Below are 15,461 nucleotides of genomic sequence, written 5' to 3'. Positions count from 1 at the left end.
GGCCAGCCGGTTGTCCCGGCGTGCCCGATGACCGCCTGCTTGTGCGGCGGATCGAGCCTATCGACTGATAAAAGGAGCGAACCGTGGCTTCCGTCTGCGACGTTTGCGCTAAGAAGCCGACCTTCGGCAACAACGTCTCCCACTCGCACCGCCGCACCCGCCGCCGCTGGAACCCGAACATCCAGCCCGTGCGCGCAGTGGTGAACGGCACGCCGAAGCGGCTGAACGTGTGCACCTCCTGCATCAAGGCCGGCAAGGTCACCCGATAGTCAGGCTTCCTCGCAGCCCGTCGCCCCGGAAGGGGTGACGGGCTGTTGCCTTTCCGGCGTCTCCACGGGATCGCCGCCCCAGGTGGCCGGTGTCTATGGGGCCACTCCCCGAAGACCGACGGGATCGCCGCCCCGGATGGCCGGCCGCCGGATCCCCCACCTGTACGCCCAGGAGCAGTCCGGTCCCGAGATCCGGCTCCGGCTGCGCACGGCGGGCGAGTTCCCGCCGCCGCACGAGCCTGCGGTCCTGGCCGACGCCGTGGAGCCGGGTCACCGGCCCGGCGCTGAGGCCGAGCAGGCCGCCCGGACGGCCGGCCTGCTCCGGTGCCTGGGCACCGACCCGATCACCAGGATTCTCTAGGGCGTGTCCCGTGGGGCCGCCTCCCGGCGCCACTGCCAGGCGTGGTCCACCGGGCCGATGCCCTCCCCCAGCGCGAACCCGTGGGCGATCGCGCCCGTGACGTATGTCTTGGCCCGCTCCACGGCGGCCGGGACGTCCTCGCCGCGCGCCAGGTAGGAGGCGATCGCCGAGGCCAGGGTGCAGCCGGTGCCGTGGGTGTGGCGGTTGTCGTGGCGCTCGGCGGTGAAGCGGAACTCGCGGGTGCCGTCGGTCAGCAGGTCCACCGGGGCGCCGGGCAGGTGGCCCCCCTTGATCAGCGCCCAGGTGGGGCCCAGTTCCAGGACCGCCTCGGCGGCCCGGCCCAGGTCGGTTTCGTCTTCGACCTTCACCCCGGTGAGCTGGGCCACCTCCCAGAGGTTGGGGGTGACCACGGTGGCCGTCCGCAACAGGCGCGACTTCACCGTGTCGACGGCCTCGGGGGCGAGCAGCGTGTCACCGTGCTTGGAGACCCCCACCGGGTCCACCACGACCGGCGCCTCGACCCCGGCCAGCACCTCGGCGACCACCTCCACCAGCGCGGGCGAGGCCAGCATCCCGGTCTTGACCGCCTGGACGCCGATGTCGCCGAGCACCGAGTCGAGCTGGGCGCGCACCGCCTCCGGCGGGAGCTCCCAGTATCCCTGGACGCCCAGCGAGTTCTGTGCGGTCACCGCGGCGATGACGCTCATGCCGTGCACGCCCAGGGCGAGCATGGTCTTCAGGTCGGCCTGGATCCCGGCGCCGCCGCCGGAGTCGGAACCGGCGACGGTCAGCACACGAGGAGGGGTCGGATCGGTCATGTACCCATCCAACCAGCTCCGGCTCAGACGACCGAGCACTCTCCCCGGGTGCTCTGGCAGCTCCGCGGGGCCTGTGCCCGGCCCTGCGCGGTGAAGGTGAGGACCAGGTTCTCGCCGGCCTCCAGTGACGCGGCCGGCCTGATGACCAGGGTGTCGCCGTTCTGCTCCCAGCCGGCCCCGCTCACCGAGGTGACCTCGCCGCCGACCGGCAGGCTCAACGTCAGGTCGGTGAGCCGCTCTCCGGCGGTGACCACGAGCTCGGCGGTGTAGACCTCCTCCTTCTCCGTGACGACGCCGAAGTCGACTGTGATCGCCGCGCCGCCGGCCGCCGGGGGGTTCGGCGTGCCGGGGTCGTCCGGGACGGAGGGCTGGGGGTCCGGGGGCTGGGTGGCGGCCGGGCTGTGCACCGGGTCCTGCGTCCGGGTGTCGGTGACGAGGGACTGGTCGGTCCGGCTGGGCCGGGGTTCCGGCCGTTCGGTGCGCCGGGGGGCACGGGTGGCCGTCGGCGTCGGAGTGGGGTCCGCGGTCGAGGTGCGGCCGGTCCGCCTGCGGGTGGCCGCCGGTGTGGGGGCGGGGTCGGTCTCGCCCTCCTTCGCCGTCTCGGGCTCCTGGCTCGGTGTGGGCTCCCCGCTCTGGCCGGCGGTGTCGGCCAGGTCGGTCGGGTACGGCTCCGACTGGTCCGGCGTCTCCGCCTGGCAGCCGCTGGGCGGGCAGTCGGCGGTGGATCCGGCGGGGCTGCCCAGCATCTGGACTCCGGCCACGGTCCCGCCGAGCACCACGGCCACCGCCGCGACGGCCAGCACCAGTGTTCTGACCCGCCCGCCGGAGCGGCGCTTCTCCTCGGGCCAGACCGGGTCGGACAGCTCCGACGTGGCCGACCACCCCGATCCCAGGAACCCGGCCCGGGGCTCGGTCACCGCCGACTCCTCGGGACGGAGCCGGCGCCCGATCGGCTCGTCGCGATAGTCAGGCTCCGGGGTGGGCTCCGGCTCGCGTCTCCCCCGGTTGCGGGGGGCTTGCTGGTCATGTCCACCGTGGCGGCCCATGTTGCCCCTTTCTCTCGGGAATCTCGACCGCCCATCTTCATACCAGTTTAATAACCGTTTGTCGCAAATTTAACTGATGTCACATGAGTGGGAAACGTCACTTCCGGAAGTGATCCCAGCCGCCGTGCTCCAGCTTGCGGCCCCTGACCTGTACGCCCTCGCCCTCGGTCACCCGGCCGACCACGGCCCATCCGGGCGGGAGCCGTACGTCCTCGGGGAAGGTCGCGGCGAGGGCGTGGTCCTCCCCGCCGGTGAGCACCCACTCCAGCGGATCGGCGCCGAGCAGCCGGGCGGCCTCCTCCAGCGGCGCGGGGACGGCGAAGTTCTCGGGGGCCAGCACGATGCCGACCCCGGCCGCCCTGGCGAGGTGCCCCAGGTCCTGGAACAGGCCATCGCTGACGTCGAGCATCGAGGTCGCGCCGAGCGCGGCCGCCTCCGGGCCGCGGGCGTAGGGCGGCCGGGGGCGGCGGTGGGCGTCGATCAGCTCCGCCGGCTCGCTCAGGCCGCCGTCGAGCAGCGCGAGCCCGGCGGCGGCGTACCCGAGCCGCCCGGCCACCGCCACCGCGTCGCCCGGACGCGCTCCCGAACGCGTGACCGGTGCGCGCCCGCCCAGGTCGCCCAGGGCGGTGACGCCGATCACCACCAGATCGCAGCGGGTGATGTCGCCGCCCACCACGCTGGCGCCGACGAGGTCGCACTCGTCGCGGAAGCCGTCGGTGAGGTCGTCCAGCCACTCCGTGGCCGCCTCCGCGGGCAGGCCGAGACCGACCACGATGCCGGTGGGGTCGGCGCCCATCGCCACGACGTCGGACAGATTCTGCGCTGCGGCTTTTCGACCGATGTCGTACCCACTGGACCAATCGCGACGGAAGTGCCTACCCTCGATCAATAAGTCTGTCGTCACGACGACCCGGCCGTCTGGAGCACTCACCATCGCGGCATCGTCTCCGGGACCGAGCAGTACGGCTCTTCCCTGGGGCAAACGCCCAGTAATACGTGCAACAACTCCGAATTCGCCGAGATCTCCGACTGTGATGACGCACCTCCCGTTCATCACAGGGTACGGTGGCCCTTCGGCACTGATCCAATCGCCCGGGAGGACGTTATGGTGCAGGCCTACATCCTTATCCAGACCGAGGTCGGCAAGGCGGCGAACGTGGCCGGGGAGATCTCCGGGATCTCCGGCGTCACCCAGGCCGAGGACGTCACCGGCCCCTACGACGTGATCGTCCGCGCCGAGGCGCGGAACGTGGATGAGCTAGGCAAGCTCGTGGTGGCTCAGATTCAGGCGGTCGAGGGGATTACACGTACTCTTACGTGTCCAATCGTCCACATTTGACCTTTCAGGAACATGCGTGATGTCACTCCGGTTCGCTCGTTGGACGGGGTACGCCTGCGCCCTGCTGATCCTGGCGGGATGCAGTAGTACGGTCCGGGTGGATCCCCCCACCCCGGAGGGTCCGGCCGCCGCCGCGTGCAGGAAACTCGGCGAACGGCTGCCGCAGGAGCTCGACGGCGCCGCCCGGGTGGAGACCACCCCGGCGTCGCCGTACGTCGTGGTCTGGGGGGAGGCCGGGATCGCGCTGCGCTGCGGGGTGCCGCGGCCGGCGACGATGACGGCCACCGAGCAGGTGCCCGAGATCGACGGGGTGGCGTGGTTCTCCGACCCCGCCAGGCCGTTGCTGTTCACCTCGGTCGGCCGCGAGGTCTACGTGGAGGTGACGATCTCCCGGCAGCATGTCCCGGAGAACGTCCTCGTCGACCTCGCGGCCCCCATCAAGGCGGCGCTACCGTAGGCCCGGCGACCGGCGCAGCGCGAGCCGGATCAGCCGGTCGACCAGGTCGGCGTAGGACAGGCCGGTGGCGGCCCACAGCTGCGGCGCGACCGACATCGCGGTGAAGCCCGGCATCGTGTTGATCTCGTTGAGGACCAGCCGGCCGTCGGTGGTGTAGAAGAAGTCGACCCGCGACAGGCCCTCGCAGCCCAGCGCCTCGAACGCGCGTACGGCCATCGCCCGCAGGTTCTCGGCCACGTCGGCGGGGATGTCCGCGGGCACCGCCAGGGACATGTCGTCACCGATGTATTTGGCCTCGAAGTCGAAGAACTCGTGGTCGCCGCGGACCAGCACCTCACCGGGCACGCTGGCCCGCGGGGCGTCGTCGCCCAGGGACTCCAGCACCGCGCACTCGATCTCGCGGCCCACGATCGCGGCCTCGACCAGCACCTTGGGGTCGTGCTCGCGGGCGAACTCGACGGCCGACTCCAGCTCCGCCAGGTCGTGCGCCTTGGAGATGCCCTGGCTCGACCCGGCCCGGGCGGGCTTGACGAAGACCGGCCAGCCGAGCTCCTGGACCTCCTTGAGGACCCGGTCCCGGTCGGTGCGCCAGTCACGGTCGCGGATCACGACGTGGGGGCCGACGGGCAGGCCCGAGGCGGCGAGCACCATCTTCATGTACGCCTTGTCCATGCCGACCGCGCTGGCCAGCACCCCGGAGCCGACATAGCGGACCCCGGCCATCTCCAGCAGGCCCTGGATGGTGCCGTCCTCGGCGAACGGCCCGTGCATCACCGGGAAGACGACGTCCACCCGGCCGAGCTCGACCGGGATGCTGCCGGGCTCGGTGGCCACCAGCGTGCCGCCGCCGGGCGGCAGCGCCAGGCCCGTCCCCCCGGCGTCGACGGACGGCAGCTCGTCGCCCTCGATCGCGTAGCGCTGGTCGTCCGGGACGAGCACCCACCGGCCGTCCTGGGCGATTCCGATGGGGACCACCTCGTACTTAGACCGATCGATGGCCTCCAGCACGCTACCGGCTCCGAGGATGGAGACGGCGTGCTCGGAGTTACGGCCACCGAAGACGATTGCGACCCTCGGCCGGGTTTCGTGCTGCTCGCTCATGATGACCGAATCTACCCCCTCTGAGAGGTCAATCCGCCTGTCAGACGCGCCTATCCCGCCGATTCGGGGAGGGAGTCCAGCGCCTGGGTCACGTCCATGATCAGGTCTTCGGCGTCCTCCAGGCCGATGGAGAAGCGGACGGCCGCCGCGTCGACCCCGGAGGCCCCGCCGGCCGGCCGGCCGGTCGAGGCCAGGTGCGCGGCCTTGGTCCGGGTGCCGCCGGCGGAGGTGGAGATCGAGGCGAGTCTGAGGGCGTCGATCAGCGCCGTGCCCGCACCGTGGCCGCCGCGCGGGGTGACCGTCACGCAGGCGCCGTATCTGGTGCCCTCGGGCCCGGAGTCGAACAGGTGCCTGGCGAGCTGGTGACCCGGGTGCCCGGGCAGGCCCGGGTAGTCGACCCGGCGGACGGCGGGGTGCTTGGCCACCGCCGCGGCGAACACCATCGCGGTGGCGCACATCCGGCGCACCCGCAGCGGCAGGGTCTCCAGCCCCCGGCGGAGCAGGAAGGCGTCGTCGGGCGAGAGCGTCCCCCCGATGTCGGCGCAGACCTCCCGGAGCCGGGCGATCAGGTCGGGACGGCCGACCGCGACGCCGCCGGTGCAGTCGTCGTGGCCGCCGAGGTAGCGGGCCGCGGAGTGGATCACCAGATCGGCGCCGTGCTCCAGGGGGCGGCAGACGACGGGGGTGGCGAAGGTGGAGTCGACCACCAGCAGCGCGCCGGCCCTGCGGGCGATCCGGTAGAGGCCGCGGATGTCGGCGACGGCCGTCGTGGGGTCGGACAGCGTCTCCGCGTAGATGATCTTCGTGTGGGGCTGGATCGCCGCCTGCACCCGGGCCGGGTCGCCGTAGTCCACGAAGGCGGCGTCGACCCCGAACCGGGACAGCACATTGGTGATCAGCGAGTGGGTCCCGCCGTAGAGCGGGGCCGGGGCGACGATGTGCGTGCCCGCGCGCAGGAAGGTCATCAGGACCGCGTTGACCGCGGCCATCCCCGACGCGAACGCCTGCCCGGCGACGTCCTCGGGCGCCGCGGCGCCCTCCAGCGCGGCCACCGCCGCGGCGAAGGCGGTGGTGGTGGGGTTGTCGATCCAGCCGTGGGCGGAGCCGGAGCCCCTGCCCTCGAACGCCTCGGCGAGCTGGGCGGAGTCGGCGAAGCTCCACGCGGAGCTGCGCCACACCGGGGGGCCGAGGGGGGTCCGCCGCGGCGCCGGCGGGGCGGGCAGGTGCGCCGACCGGGTGTTCTCGCCCTGCCGTCTGCGCGCGCGTCGGTTCACACGCCGTACCGTTCCGGCTTGGGGGTGCGGGACATCAGCAGCATCGCGGCCTCACTGGGGGGCAGCCCGTCATGGACGACGGCCACCACCACCTCGGTGATCGGCATCTCCACATCGTGCTTTCTGGCCAGCTCCAGGACCGACTCGCAGGACTTGACCCCCTCGGCGGTCTGCTTCGTCGCGGCGACGACCTCGGCCAGGGTCATGCCCTGCCCGAGATTCTTGCCGAAGGTGCGGTTGCGGGACAACGGGGAGGTGCAGGTCGCGATGAGGTCGCCCATCCCGGCGAGCCCGGCGAAGGTGTGCGGATCGGCGCCGAGCGCCGCGCCCAGCCGGGAGATCTCGGCCAGCCCGCGCGTCATCAGCATCGCCCCGACGTTGTCTCCGAGGCCCATCCCGGCGGCGACGCCGACCGCCAGGGCGATCACGTTCTTGACCGCCCCGCCGAGCTCCACCCCCACCACGTCGGGGTTGGTGTAGGGGCGGAACCACGGTGGCAGGTGGCAGACCTCCTGGAGCCGTTCCATGGCCCGCTCGTCGGTGCAGGCGACCACGGTCGCGGCCGGCTGGCCCCGGATGATCTCTCCGACCAGGTTGGGCCCCGACACCACCGCGACCCGCTCCTGGGGCACCTCGGCGACCTCGCAGATCACCTCGCTCATCCGCTTGGTGGTGCCGAGCTCGATGCCCTTCATCAGGCTGACGAGCACGGCGTCGGGTGGCAGGTCCGGCTTCCAGCCCATCAGGTTGGTCCGCAGTGTCTGGGAGGGGACCGCGAGCACCACGAAGTCGGCGCCGTCGAGCGCCTCGGCGGGATCGGTCGTGGCCCGCAGGGTCTCGGGCAGCGTCGCGCCAGGCAGGTAGTCGGGATTCTCGTGACGGCGGTCGATCGCCTCGACGACCTCCGGGCGCCGCCCCCACAGGATCGTCTCGGTGCCCGCCCCAGCCATGATCATCGCGAAGGTGGTGCCCCACGATCCCGTACCGAATACAGCCGCCTTGGTCATTTCATCACCGTACGCCGAAGTCAGTTGTCGGAAGGTCTCTTGAACGGCGCCTCTGGCGCCTTCTCCTCGCGTAACTCAGCGAGCAGGTCCGTGATGGCCGCCATGATGTCGGCGGTCGCCTCGCGCAGGACGTCGGCGTGGAGCGGCTGTCCCTCGTACTTCGACAGGTCGACCGGCGGGCCGGTCAGCACGCGGAAGGTCTTGCGCGGGAAGAGGTCGGGCTTCTTGCTCCCGTAGGGGAGGATCTCCTGCGCGCCCCAGTGGGCCACCGGGATGACCGGCGCGCCGCTGGACAGGGCGAGCCGGGCCGCTCCGGTCTTGCCCTCCATGGGCCAGAAACGGGGGTCGCGGGTGCAGGTGCCCTCGGGGTAGAACAGCACGCACGCCCCGTCGGCGAGCCTCCGCTCGGACTCCTTCAGCGAGCGGATCGCCTCGGCGCTCCCCCGGTAGACCGGGATGGCCATCAGCGATCTCACCATGTGCCCGAGCAACGGCACCGAGAACAGCCCCGACTTGGCCAGGATCGTCGGCCAGCGCCCGTTGTCGTAGAGGTAGTGGGACAGCAGGACGGGGTCCACCCAGGAGAGGTGGTTGGTCGCCAGGATGATCCCGCCTTCCTTGGGCAGGCGGTCGGCCCGGCGCCAGTCCTTCTTGACCAGGAGCCACGCGATCGGCTTGACGATCGCGACTGCCACGGCGACCCAGAACCGGGAAGGCCATCCAGGGCGTCTCATGAGCTCCTCCATGTAAGCGGGATGCGCCCTAAGTGTCCCGGTTGGCTCTGCGGGATGTCGAGGCGGGATGCTTAAGGCTATGCCTGCTTCGGAGAGTTCCGGCTGGACCTTGGTCGTCCCTGTCAAGACACTGGTCGCCGCCAAGACCCGGCTGTCGGAGGCGGCCGGCCCGTACCGGGCCGCGCTGGCCGTGGCGATCGCGTGCGACACCGTCGAAGCGGCGCTGAGCTGCCCGATCGTCACGCGGATCGTGGTGGTCACGGGCGACCCGGTGGCGGCCCAGGCTCTCGGCGGGGTGGGGGCCCATGTGGTCGGCGACCCCGAGGCGGGGCTGAACGCGGCGCTGCGGCACGGCGCCCAGGAGGCGGTACGGCTGGCGCCCGGCGGTGCCGTCGGCGCGCTCCAGGCCGATCTCCCCGCGCTCCGCCCGGCGGAGCTGGCACTCGTGCTGGCCGCCGCGGCGGAGTTCGACCAGGCGTTCCTGCCCGACGCCGCCGACGTCGGCACGACCTTCTACGGGGTGCGGCCCGGTGTGCCGTTCACGCCGGGGTTCGGCGGCGAGTCGCGCGACCGTCACCTGCGGCGCGGCGCGAAGGAGGTCTGCCTGGAGGGGATCGACTCGGTCCGCCGGGACGTGGACACCCCCGACGATCTACGGGCGGCCCTGGCTCTCGGCGTGGGCCCCCGCACCCTGGCGATGGCGGAGAAGATCAGGAGGGAGCCCCCCGCCGGGGGGGCTCCCTCCGTGTGACAGCGGTGGTCAGTGCCCCGCGTGCGCCTCCTCGCGGGCCTTCCTCGGCAGCAGGAAGGCGGTGAGGAAGGTCAGCAGGAGCATGCCGGCCACCACCCACAGCACCACCCGCATCGCACCGGCGATGTCGGGGTGCGGCCCCCCGGCCACCAGGTCGAAGAAGACCGTGCCGAGCAGCGCGACGCCGAAGGCGCCGCCGAGCTGCTGGACGGCGGTCATCGTGCCGGAGGCCGAGCCGGTCTCGTGCTGCTCGACCCCGGCCAGCACGATGTCGAAGAAGGGCGCCATCAGCAGGCCCATGCCGATGCCGGTCACCGCCAGGGCGGGGACGAACTGCCAGGCGGTCACCGTCGCCCCAGCCAGGGTGATCGTCAGCAGGACGCCGAGTGTGCCGAGCGCCATGATGAGGACGCCGCCCTGCAGGACCTTGCGGCCGAACCTCGACACCGCCTGGGCCAGCCCGAAGCCGGCGACCATGGCCAGCGACCAGGGGATCATCACGAGAGCGGCCTTGAGCGTGGAGTATCCGAGGCCGATCTGCGTGTAGAGGTTGAACACCAGCGTGAAGCCCGACATGGCGGAGAAGAAGACCAGGCCGGTCAGCAGGCCGCCGGTGAAGGCCCGCTTGCGGAAGAGGCTGGGCACGACCAGCGGGTCGCCGCCCATCCGGCTCCTGCGGGACTCGAACCAGCCGAAGACCGCGAAGACCACGACCGAGGCGCCGATCATGACGAAGGACCAGGCGGGCCAGCCCTCCTCCCGGCCCTGGACGAGCGGGAAGACCAGGAGCAGGCCGGCGGCCGAGGCCAGGATCACACCGGGGACGTCGAGCCTGAGCGGGTGCGGGGAGCGTGACTCGGGCAGGAAGCGCAGCCCGGCGGCGAGGGCGGCCAGGCCGAGCGGCAGGTTGATCAGGAAGATCATGCGCCAGCCGGTGCCGAAGAAGTCGGCGTCGATCAGCCATCCGGCCAGGATCGGCCCGCCCACCGAGGACAGGCCCATGACCGGCCCGAACATGCCGAAGGCCGCACCCACCTCCTTCGGCGGGAACATCTCCTTGATCAGGCCCAGCCCCTGCGGCAGCATGACCGCGCCGAACAGGCCCTGCACGACCCGCGCGCCGACGAGCAGTTCGGGCGACTGGGCGAGGGCGCACAGCAGGGAGCCCAGGGTGAACCCGGCCGCGCCGATGAGGAACATCCGCTTACGGCCGAAGATGTCACCCAGCCGGCCACCGGTGATCAGGCCCACGGCCATGGACAGGGTGTAGGCGGCGCCGAGCCACTGGATCATGGCGGCGGTGCCGCCGATCTCGGCCTGGATCGTGGGCGCGGCGATGTTGGTGACCATGGCGTCCAGGAGGTCCATCACCTCGGCGGCGAGGATCACGAACAGGGCGGTCCAGCGCCATCGGTAGGCGGGTGGCTCGACGGCCGCTATGACCGGGGTCGTCATGTCTGTGGCCAATTGGGGCTCCTCATATGTCTGCGGGGGGATGTCCACCACCGATGAACAGTGTTCACTGTAACTGAGCAACGTTCTTATCATGAGCACTGTTCTCCGGAACGCGCGGTGTTCTGAAGATATATCTCATGTGACCACAGATCAAGATATATCGTGAAGGTGAGCGCCGTTCGACCTGGTGAGCGTTGTTCACTTGAGCGTTACACTGACGCCATGAGTGACGAGTTGCCCGCGCTGCCCTGGGAGCGGTCCCGTCGCAGGACGCCACCGGTCCGGATCCCGCTCACCCGCGACCGGATCGTCGACGCCGCCTACGCGGTGCTCGACCGCGAGGGCTACGACAAGCTGAGCATGCGCCAGGTCGCGGCCGAGCTCGGTGTCGCGGTCTCGGCTCTCTACGCCCACGTGAGCAGCAAGGACGAGCTGTTCGAGCTGATGTACGTCCGGATGTTCCGCGACTGGACCCTGCCCGACGCCGACCCCGCCCGCTGGCGTGAGCAGATCATGGACTTCGCCAGGAGCAGCCGGGCCAGGCTACGGGAGCATCGCGACCTGGCCCGGATCTCCATGAGAAACGTGCCGTTCAATCCCGAGGTGCTGCCGCAGGTGGACCGCCTCCTGGGCGTCTTCCGCGCGGCGGGGCTCCCCGACCGGGTGGCCGGAGCCGCCGGCGACGTGATCTCCACCTTCATCGACGGCTTCGCCTACGAGGAGAACATGTGGGAGGACCGCCGCCGTGAGGCGGAGGAGGGCACCTGGACAGACCTCCAGACCACCATGAACCAGTATTTCAAGGACCTGCCGGCCGACCGGTTCCCCAACCTGGTCGCCCTCTCGGACTTCCTGATGGACAAGTCCAACGACGACCGGTTCGAGCTGGGCATGGAGATCATCGTCCGCGGGCTGGCCGCCATCGCCGAGGAGGCCCGACAGGCCGGAGACTCAGGATCCCCCGGCGGGCCGGGACCGGTGGACGGGCGAGAGTGACGCCGGCCACGGTGAGCGCGCCGCGCTGGAAGAGCTACGCTGATCGCGTGCAGGCGACGGTGCGGACCTTTGACGCGACGACCCGGTCGGGGTCGGTGTTCCTGGACGACGGGACCGAGATCCCCTTCGGCGCGGCGGCCTTCGACGCCGGGCCGCTGCGACTGCTCCGCCCAGGACAGCGGGTGAACATCATCGTGGACGGCGGTCAGGTCACCTACGTCACGCTCTCGACCTTCCCCCTGCCGGGCCCGAGCGCGGACCCCCGCCCCTGACGGCCGGGCGCCCCCGCGCCCGTCCCCGCCGCACCGGGCGCCCCTCGTCACCCGGCGGCGGCCGGCCCCCCGTCCCGGACAGCCGGACGCCCGGATCCCCTCGGCGGGGATCCGGGCCGTCCGCGTGAGGCCCTACTTTTTCTTCGCGGCCTTCTTTCCCTCCACGTTGACGAGCTCCTTGAAGTCCGAGCCGGGACGGAACTTCGGACCCCAGCTCTCGGCGACCTTGATCTCGGCGCCGGTCGAAGGGTTACGGGCCGTGCGAGCCGGCTTGTGCACCATCTCGAAGGCGCCGAAGCCGGTGATGGAGACCTTGTCCCCGCCGGCGACGGCCTTCTGAATGGCGTCGAGCACCGCGTTGACGGCCTCGGTGGCTGTCTTCTTGTCGCCCACCCGATCCGCGATCGCGTCGACGAGTTCCTTCTTGTTCATAAAGTTGCTCCCCCTGTTACCGATGTCTGGGAGTGGGTCATGAGGCAGAAAACCCGTCTCACCCGATTTGTCACGGCACGGGGTCCCAACTGAACGAGAAACCCCTTGCCCGCTTGAAATTAGGGGACGGAGCCGCGCGACTCAATCACCTTCCGCAATGTTTCCAGCACTCGGCGTATCTGAAACCAGAGCATCAAGGTCTAGAAGGAATAAATCAAGACGCCCCGCTGCATGGCTGAGATCACGTTTGGCGACGTCACAGATGGAGAGCAGGCGTCTGCTCAGGCGCTCCCTCTGATCAAGGGGAACGGGCAGCACGCGGACGCGGCGGTGCGCATCGCGCAGCCGCCACGCCAGCTCGTTCTCTGAACGCGTCAGACGGTCGTCGGCAGCCATGGCTGCCGCCTATTCTCGTATGCCGCGACGTCATCGGCATTACGCAGGGTCAGCCCGATGTCGTCCAATCCCTCCATCAGACGCCAGCGGGTGTAGTCGTCGATTTCGAACCCGGCGATCTCCCCGGCCCAGCGGACCTGGCGTTCCCCCAGGTCAACCGTGATTTCCAAGGCGGGATCGGCCTCGACGGCGGCCTGCAGGGCCTCGACCGTGGCGGCCGGCAGGACAACGGGCAGCAAGCCCATCTTGGTGGAATTATTACGGAAGATATCGCCGAAACGGGCCGCGATCACGGCGCGGAAGCCGTACTGCTGCAGGGCCCAGACCGCGTGCTCGCGCGAGGAGCCGGTGCCGAAGTCGGGCCCGGAGACGAGGATCGAGGCGCCCTCGTGGGCGGGGTCGTTCAGGACGAAGGACGGGTCCTCGCGCCAGGCGGAGAACAGGCCCTTCTCGAACCCGGTCCGGCTGACCTGCTTGAGCCAGACCGCGGGGATGATCTGGTCGGTGTCGACGTTGCTGCGGCGCAGCGGCACGGCCCGGCCGGTGTGGGTGGTGAAAGCTTCCATGATCGAGATCTCCTAGGCCAGGTCGGCGGGCGCGGTCAGTTTGCCGGTGACGGCGGTCGCTGCGGCGACCTGCGGGGAGACCAGGTGGGTGCGGCCCCCCTTGCCCTGGCGCCCCTCGAAGTTGCGGTTGGACGTCGACGCGCTGCGCTCGCCCGGGGCGAGGGTGTCGGGGTTCATGCCCAGGCACATCGAGCAGCCCGCCTCGCGCCACTCGGCGCCCGCGGCCTTGAACACCTCGTGCAGCCCCTCCTGCTCGGCCTGGAGCTTGACCAGCATCGAGCCGGGGACGATCAGCGTGCGGGTGACGACCTGGCGGCCGCGCAGCACCTCGGCCACGGCCCGCAGGTCCTCCAGGCGCCCGTTGGTGCAGGAGCCGACGAAGACGGTGTCCACCGCGACCTCGCGCAGCGGCGTGCCCGCGGTCAGGCCCATGTATTCCAGCGCGCGCTCGGCCGCGGCCGGGTCGTCGGTGTCCTGCGGGGCCGGCACCGCCGCCCCCAGGGGAGCACCCTGGCCGGGGTTGGTGCCCCAGGTGACGAACGGGGTCAGCGCCGTGGCGTCGATCTCCACGACCGTGTCGAAGACGGCGTCCTCGTCGGTGGCCAGCGACTTCCAGTATTCGACCGCGGCGTCCCAGTCGGCGCCGGTCGGCGCGTGGGGCCGGCCCTTCAGGTATTCGAACGTGGTCTCGTCCGGAGCGATCAGGCCCGCCCGGGCGCCCGCCTCGATGGACATGTTGCAGACGGTCATCCGGCCCTCCATGGAGAGCTTGCGGACGGCCTCGCCGCGGTATTCGACGATGTATCCCTGGCCGCCGCCGGTGCCGATCTTGGCGATGATCGCCAGGATCAGGTCCTTGGCCGTGACGCCGACCGGCAGCTCGCCGGAGACCTCGATGGCCATCGTCTTGGGCCGGTAGGCGGGCAGGGTCTGGGTGGCCAGCACGTGCTCCACCTCGGAGGTGCCGATGCCGAAGGCGATCCCCCCGAAGGCGCCGTGGGTGGAGGTGTGAGAATCACCACAGACGATCGTCATGCCCGGCTGGGTGAGGCCGAACTGCGGCCCGATGATGTGCACGACGCCCTGGCCGGCGTCGCCCATGGGGTGCAGCCGGATGCCGAACTCCGCGCAGTTCTTGCGCAGCGTCTCGACCTGGGTGCGCGACACCGGGTCCTTGATCGGGCCGAGGAGGGTCGGGACGTTGTGGTCCTCGGTGGCGATCGTCAGCTCCGGACGGCGGACGGGACGGCCCGCCATGCGCAGGCCGTCGAACGCCTGCGGGCTGGTCACCTCGTGAATGAGGTGAAGGTCGATGTAGAGCAGATCGGGTTCTCCGTCGGCACGTCGCACAACGTGCTGCTCCCAGACCTTCTCCGCCAGCGTGCGGCCCATGTCGCCTCCTTGCGATCGCTTTCCGCACCCCACTTGCTTTCTCATATGTCGAGACGGCAGTATCGGTGTATGGACAACTCTAGCGGAGTCGGCGTACTCGACAAGGCCGTGCTCGTGCTCAATGCCCTCGAAGCCGGTCCGGCGTCCCTCGCGCAGCTCGTCCAGGCCACCGGTCTGGCACGCCCCACCGCCCATCGGCTCGCCGTCGCGCTGGAGCACCACCGCATCGTCTCCCGCGACACGCAGGGCCGGTTCGTGCTGGGCCCTCGCCTGTCGGAGCTGTCCACGGCCGCCGGGGAGGACCGGCTGCTGGCCGTCGCCTCGCCGGTGCTGGTCCAGCTGCGCGACCTCACCGGGGAGAGCGCTCAGCTCTACCGCCGCCAGGGCGACGAGCGCGTGTGCGTGGCGGCCGCCGAGCGCTCCAGCGGGCTGCGCGACACCGTGCCGGTCGGCGCCGCGCTGCCGATGCTCGCCGGGTCGGCCGCGCAGATCCTGCTCGCCTGGGAGGAACCGGACCGCCTCCACCGGGGCCTGCGCGGGGCCAAGTTCACCGCGGCCACGCTGGCGAGCGTCCGGCGCCGGGGCTGGGCGCACAGCGTCGGCGAGCGCGAGCAGGGCGTGGCCAGCGTCTCGGCGCCGATCCGGGGCGTGGGCGGCAAGGTGGTGGCCGCGGTCTCGGTCTCCGGCCCGATCGAGCGCCTCACCCGCACCCCCGGCAGGCTGCACGCCGCCCCCGTGGTCACCGCCGCCGAGCGGATCACCGAGACGATGCGGCGGGCCAACTGAACCGTGCGA

The 15,461-nt window shown here is 71.1% G+C and carries 20 protein-coding genes; 8 read left to right on the top strand and 12 right to left on the bottom strand.

Annotation, left to right across the window (positions count from 1 at the left end; all coding sequences use genetic code 11):
* The first annotated feature begins 83 nt into the window (after nucleotides 1–83).
* Together rpmB and ACZ6R6_RS34520 are read left to right on the top strand one after the other, a co-directional pair.
* Nucleotides 84–269, top strand: coding sequence for a 50S ribosomal protein L28 (gene rpmB / locus ACZ6R6_RS34525; protein ID WP_012894387.1), 186 nt, complete (start codon nucleotides 84–86; stop codon nucleotides 267–269).
* Nucleotides 270–405: 136 nt separating this feature from the next.
* The gene (locus tag ACZ6R6_RS34520) at nucleotides 406–630 is read left to right on the top strand and encodes a hypothetical protein (RefSeq protein ID WP_470100515.1); all 225 of its coding nucleotides are present in this window, start codon (nucleotides 406–408) and stop codon (nucleotides 628–630) included.
* Here ACZ6R6_RS34520 and thiD read toward each other — a convergent pair.
* The 3 genes from thiD to ACZ6R6_RS34505 all read right to left on the bottom strand — a co-directional run bounded on the left by thiD (nucleotide 627) and on the right by ACZ6R6_RS34505 (nucleotide 3,548).
* A complete protein-coding gene (gene thiD, locus ACZ6R6_RS34515; protein ID WP_470100513.1) occupies nucleotides 627–1,448 on the bottom strand; it encodes a bifunctional hydroxymethylpyrimidine kinase/phosphomethylpyrimidine kinase in 822 nt (273 codons plus the stop codon). The genes ACZ6R6_RS34520 and thiD overlap by 4 nt on opposite strands.
* A gap of 23 nt (nucleotides 1,449–1,471) precedes the next feature.
* On the bottom strand, nucleotides 1,472–2,365 hold the full coding sequence (locus tag ACZ6R6_RS34510; protein ID WP_470100511.1) for a hypothetical protein: 894 nt from the start codon (nucleotides 2,363–2,365) through the stop codon (nucleotides 1,472–1,474).
* Between the two features lie 226 nt (nucleotides 2,366–2,591).
* Nucleotides 2,592–3,548: a thiamine-phosphate kinase gene (locus tag ACZ6R6_RS34505; RefSeq protein ID WP_470100509.1), complete on the bottom strand. Its 957-nt coding sequence runs from the start codon at nucleotides 3,546–3,548 to the stop codon at nucleotides 2,592–2,594.
* Nucleotides 3,549–3,599: 51 nt separating this feature from the next.
* Here ACZ6R6_RS34505 and ACZ6R6_RS34500 point away from each other — a divergent pair, with 51 nt between their 5' ends.
* Both ACZ6R6_RS34500 and ACZ6R6_RS34495 read left to right on the top strand, forming a co-directional pair.
* A complete protein-coding gene (locus ACZ6R6_RS34500) occupies nucleotides 3,600–3,833 on the top strand; it encodes an Lrp/AsnC family transcriptional regulator (protein ID WP_306865049.1) in 234 nt (77 codons plus the stop codon).
* Between the two features lie 19 nt (nucleotides 3,834–3,852).
* Nucleotides 3,853–4,290, top strand: a complete 438-nt coding sequence (locus ACZ6R6_RS34495) for a DUF3515 domain-containing protein (protein WP_470100506.1) — start codon at nucleotides 3,853–3,855, stop codon at nucleotides 4,288–4,290.
* On the opposite strand, the gene ACZ6R6_RS34490 is transcribed toward ACZ6R6_RS34495, so the two are convergent.
* Genes ACZ6R6_RS34490 through ACZ6R6_RS34475 form a run of 4 tightly spaced genes read right to left on the bottom strand, consistent with a single transcriptional unit; the run spans nucleotide 4,282 to nucleotide 8,406 of the window.
* Nucleotides 4,282–5,391 carry a D-alanine--D-alanine ligase family protein gene (locus ACZ6R6_RS34490; protein ID WP_470100504.1) on the bottom strand — a complete coding sequence of 370 codons (1,110 nt, stop codon included), beginning with the start codon at nucleotides 5,389–5,391 and terminating at the stop codon, nucleotides 4,282–4,284. The two genes, ACZ6R6_RS34495 and ACZ6R6_RS34490, sit on opposite strands and share 9 nt — an antisense overlap.
* A gap of 50 nt (nucleotides 5,392–5,441) precedes the next feature.
* Entirely contained in the window at nucleotides 5,442–6,665 is a 1,224-nt protein-coding gene (locus ACZ6R6_RS34485; protein WP_470100502.1) for a trans-sulfuration enzyme family protein, read from the bottom strand.
* The gene (locus ACZ6R6_RS34480) at nucleotides 6,662–7,672 is read right to left on the bottom strand and encodes an NAD(P)H-dependent glycerol-3-phosphate dehydrogenase (RefSeq protein ID WP_470100500.1); all 1,011 of its coding nucleotides are present in this window, start codon (nucleotides 7,670–7,672) and stop codon (nucleotides 6,662–6,664) included. The genes ACZ6R6_RS34485 and ACZ6R6_RS34480 overlap by 4 nt, the downstream gene beginning before the upstream one ends.
* Before the next feature lie 20 nt (nucleotides 7,673–7,692).
* Nucleotides 7,693–8,406, bottom strand: a complete 714-nt coding sequence (locus ACZ6R6_RS34475; RefSeq protein ID WP_470100499.1) for a lysophospholipid acyltransferase family protein — start codon at nucleotides 8,404–8,406, stop codon at nucleotides 7,693–7,695.
* Nucleotides 8,407–8,473: 67 nt separating this feature from the next.
* Here ACZ6R6_RS34475 and cofC point away from each other — a divergent pair, with 67 nt between their 5' ends.
* Nucleotides 8,474–9,157 carry a 2-phospho-L-lactate guanylyltransferase gene (gene cofC / locus ACZ6R6_RS34470; RefSeq protein WP_470100497.1) on the top strand — a complete coding sequence of 228 codons (684 nt, stop codon included), beginning with the start codon at nucleotides 8,474–8,476 and terminating at the stop codon, nucleotides 9,155–9,157.
* Between the two features lie 9 nt (nucleotides 9,158–9,166).
* On the opposite strand, the gene ACZ6R6_RS34465 is transcribed toward cofC, so the two are convergent.
* The gene (locus tag ACZ6R6_RS34465; protein ID WP_470100495.1) at nucleotides 9,167–10,624 is read right to left on the bottom strand and encodes an MFS transporter; all 1,458 of its coding nucleotides are present in this window, start codon (nucleotides 10,622–10,624) and stop codon (nucleotides 9,167–9,169) included.
* A 210-nt stretch (nucleotides 10,625–10,834) separates the two neighbouring features.
* Between ACZ6R6_RS34465 and ACZ6R6_RS34460 the strand changes: the two genes are divergently transcribed.
* Together ACZ6R6_RS34460 and ACZ6R6_RS34455 are read left to right on the top strand one after the other, a co-directional pair.
* Complete coding sequence (locus ACZ6R6_RS34460; protein WP_470100494.1) at nucleotides 10,835–11,608, top strand: TetR/AcrR family transcriptional regulator; 774 nt, start codon at nucleotides 10,835–10,837, stop codon at nucleotides 11,606–11,608.
* Nucleotides 11,609–11,655: 47 nt separating this feature from the next.
* On the top strand, nucleotides 11,656–11,880 hold the full coding sequence (locus ACZ6R6_RS34455) for a hypothetical protein (RefSeq protein WP_470100492.1): 225 nt from the start codon (nucleotides 11,656–11,658) through the stop codon (nucleotides 11,878–11,880).
* A 132-nt stretch (nucleotides 11,881–12,012) separates the two neighbouring features.
* On the opposite strand, the gene ACZ6R6_RS34450 is transcribed toward ACZ6R6_RS34455, so the two are convergent.
* From ACZ6R6_RS34450 to leuC, 4 genes are all read right to left on the bottom strand, one after another.
* Nucleotides 12,013–12,312, bottom strand: a complete 300-nt coding sequence (locus ACZ6R6_RS34450) for an HU family DNA-binding protein (RefSeq protein WP_306865021.1) — start codon at nucleotides 12,310–12,312, stop codon at nucleotides 12,013–12,015.
* A gap of 141 nt (nucleotides 12,313–12,453) precedes the next feature.
* Nucleotides 12,454–12,708, bottom strand: coding sequence for an SCO5555 family protein (locus ACZ6R6_RS34445; RefSeq protein ID WP_306865018.1), 255 nt, complete (start codon nucleotides 12,706–12,708; stop codon nucleotides 12,454–12,456).
* Nucleotides 12,687–13,274, bottom strand: a complete 588-nt coding sequence (leuD, locus tag ACZ6R6_RS34440) for a 3-isopropylmalate dehydratase small subunit (protein ID WP_306865014.1) — start codon at nucleotides 13,272–13,274, stop codon at nucleotides 12,687–12,689. Before leuD ends, ACZ6R6_RS34445 begins: the two co-directional genes overlap by 22 nt.
* 12 nt (nucleotides 13,275–13,286) lie before the next feature.
* Nucleotides 13,287–14,666 (bottom strand): 3-isopropylmalate dehydratase large subunit, encoded by a 1,380-nt coding sequence (gene leuC / locus ACZ6R6_RS34435; RefSeq protein ID WP_470100489.1) that lies wholly within the window; start codon nucleotides 14,664–14,666, stop codon nucleotides 13,287–13,289.
* A gap of 69 nt (nucleotides 14,667–14,735) precedes the next feature.
* Here leuC and ACZ6R6_RS34430 point away from each other — a divergent pair, with 69 nt between their 5' ends.
* A complete protein-coding gene (locus tag ACZ6R6_RS34430) occupies nucleotides 14,736–15,452 on the top strand; it encodes an IclR family transcriptional regulator (RefSeq protein WP_470100487.1) in 717 nt (238 codons plus the stop codon).
* Nucleotides 15,453–15,461: the final 9 nt, after the last annotated feature.

The organism is Streptosporangium sp. NPDC048886 (assembly GCF_055586905.1).
Note: the sequence above shows the minus strand (reverse complement) of the source record. Positions and strands in the feature narration are given on the sequence as shown.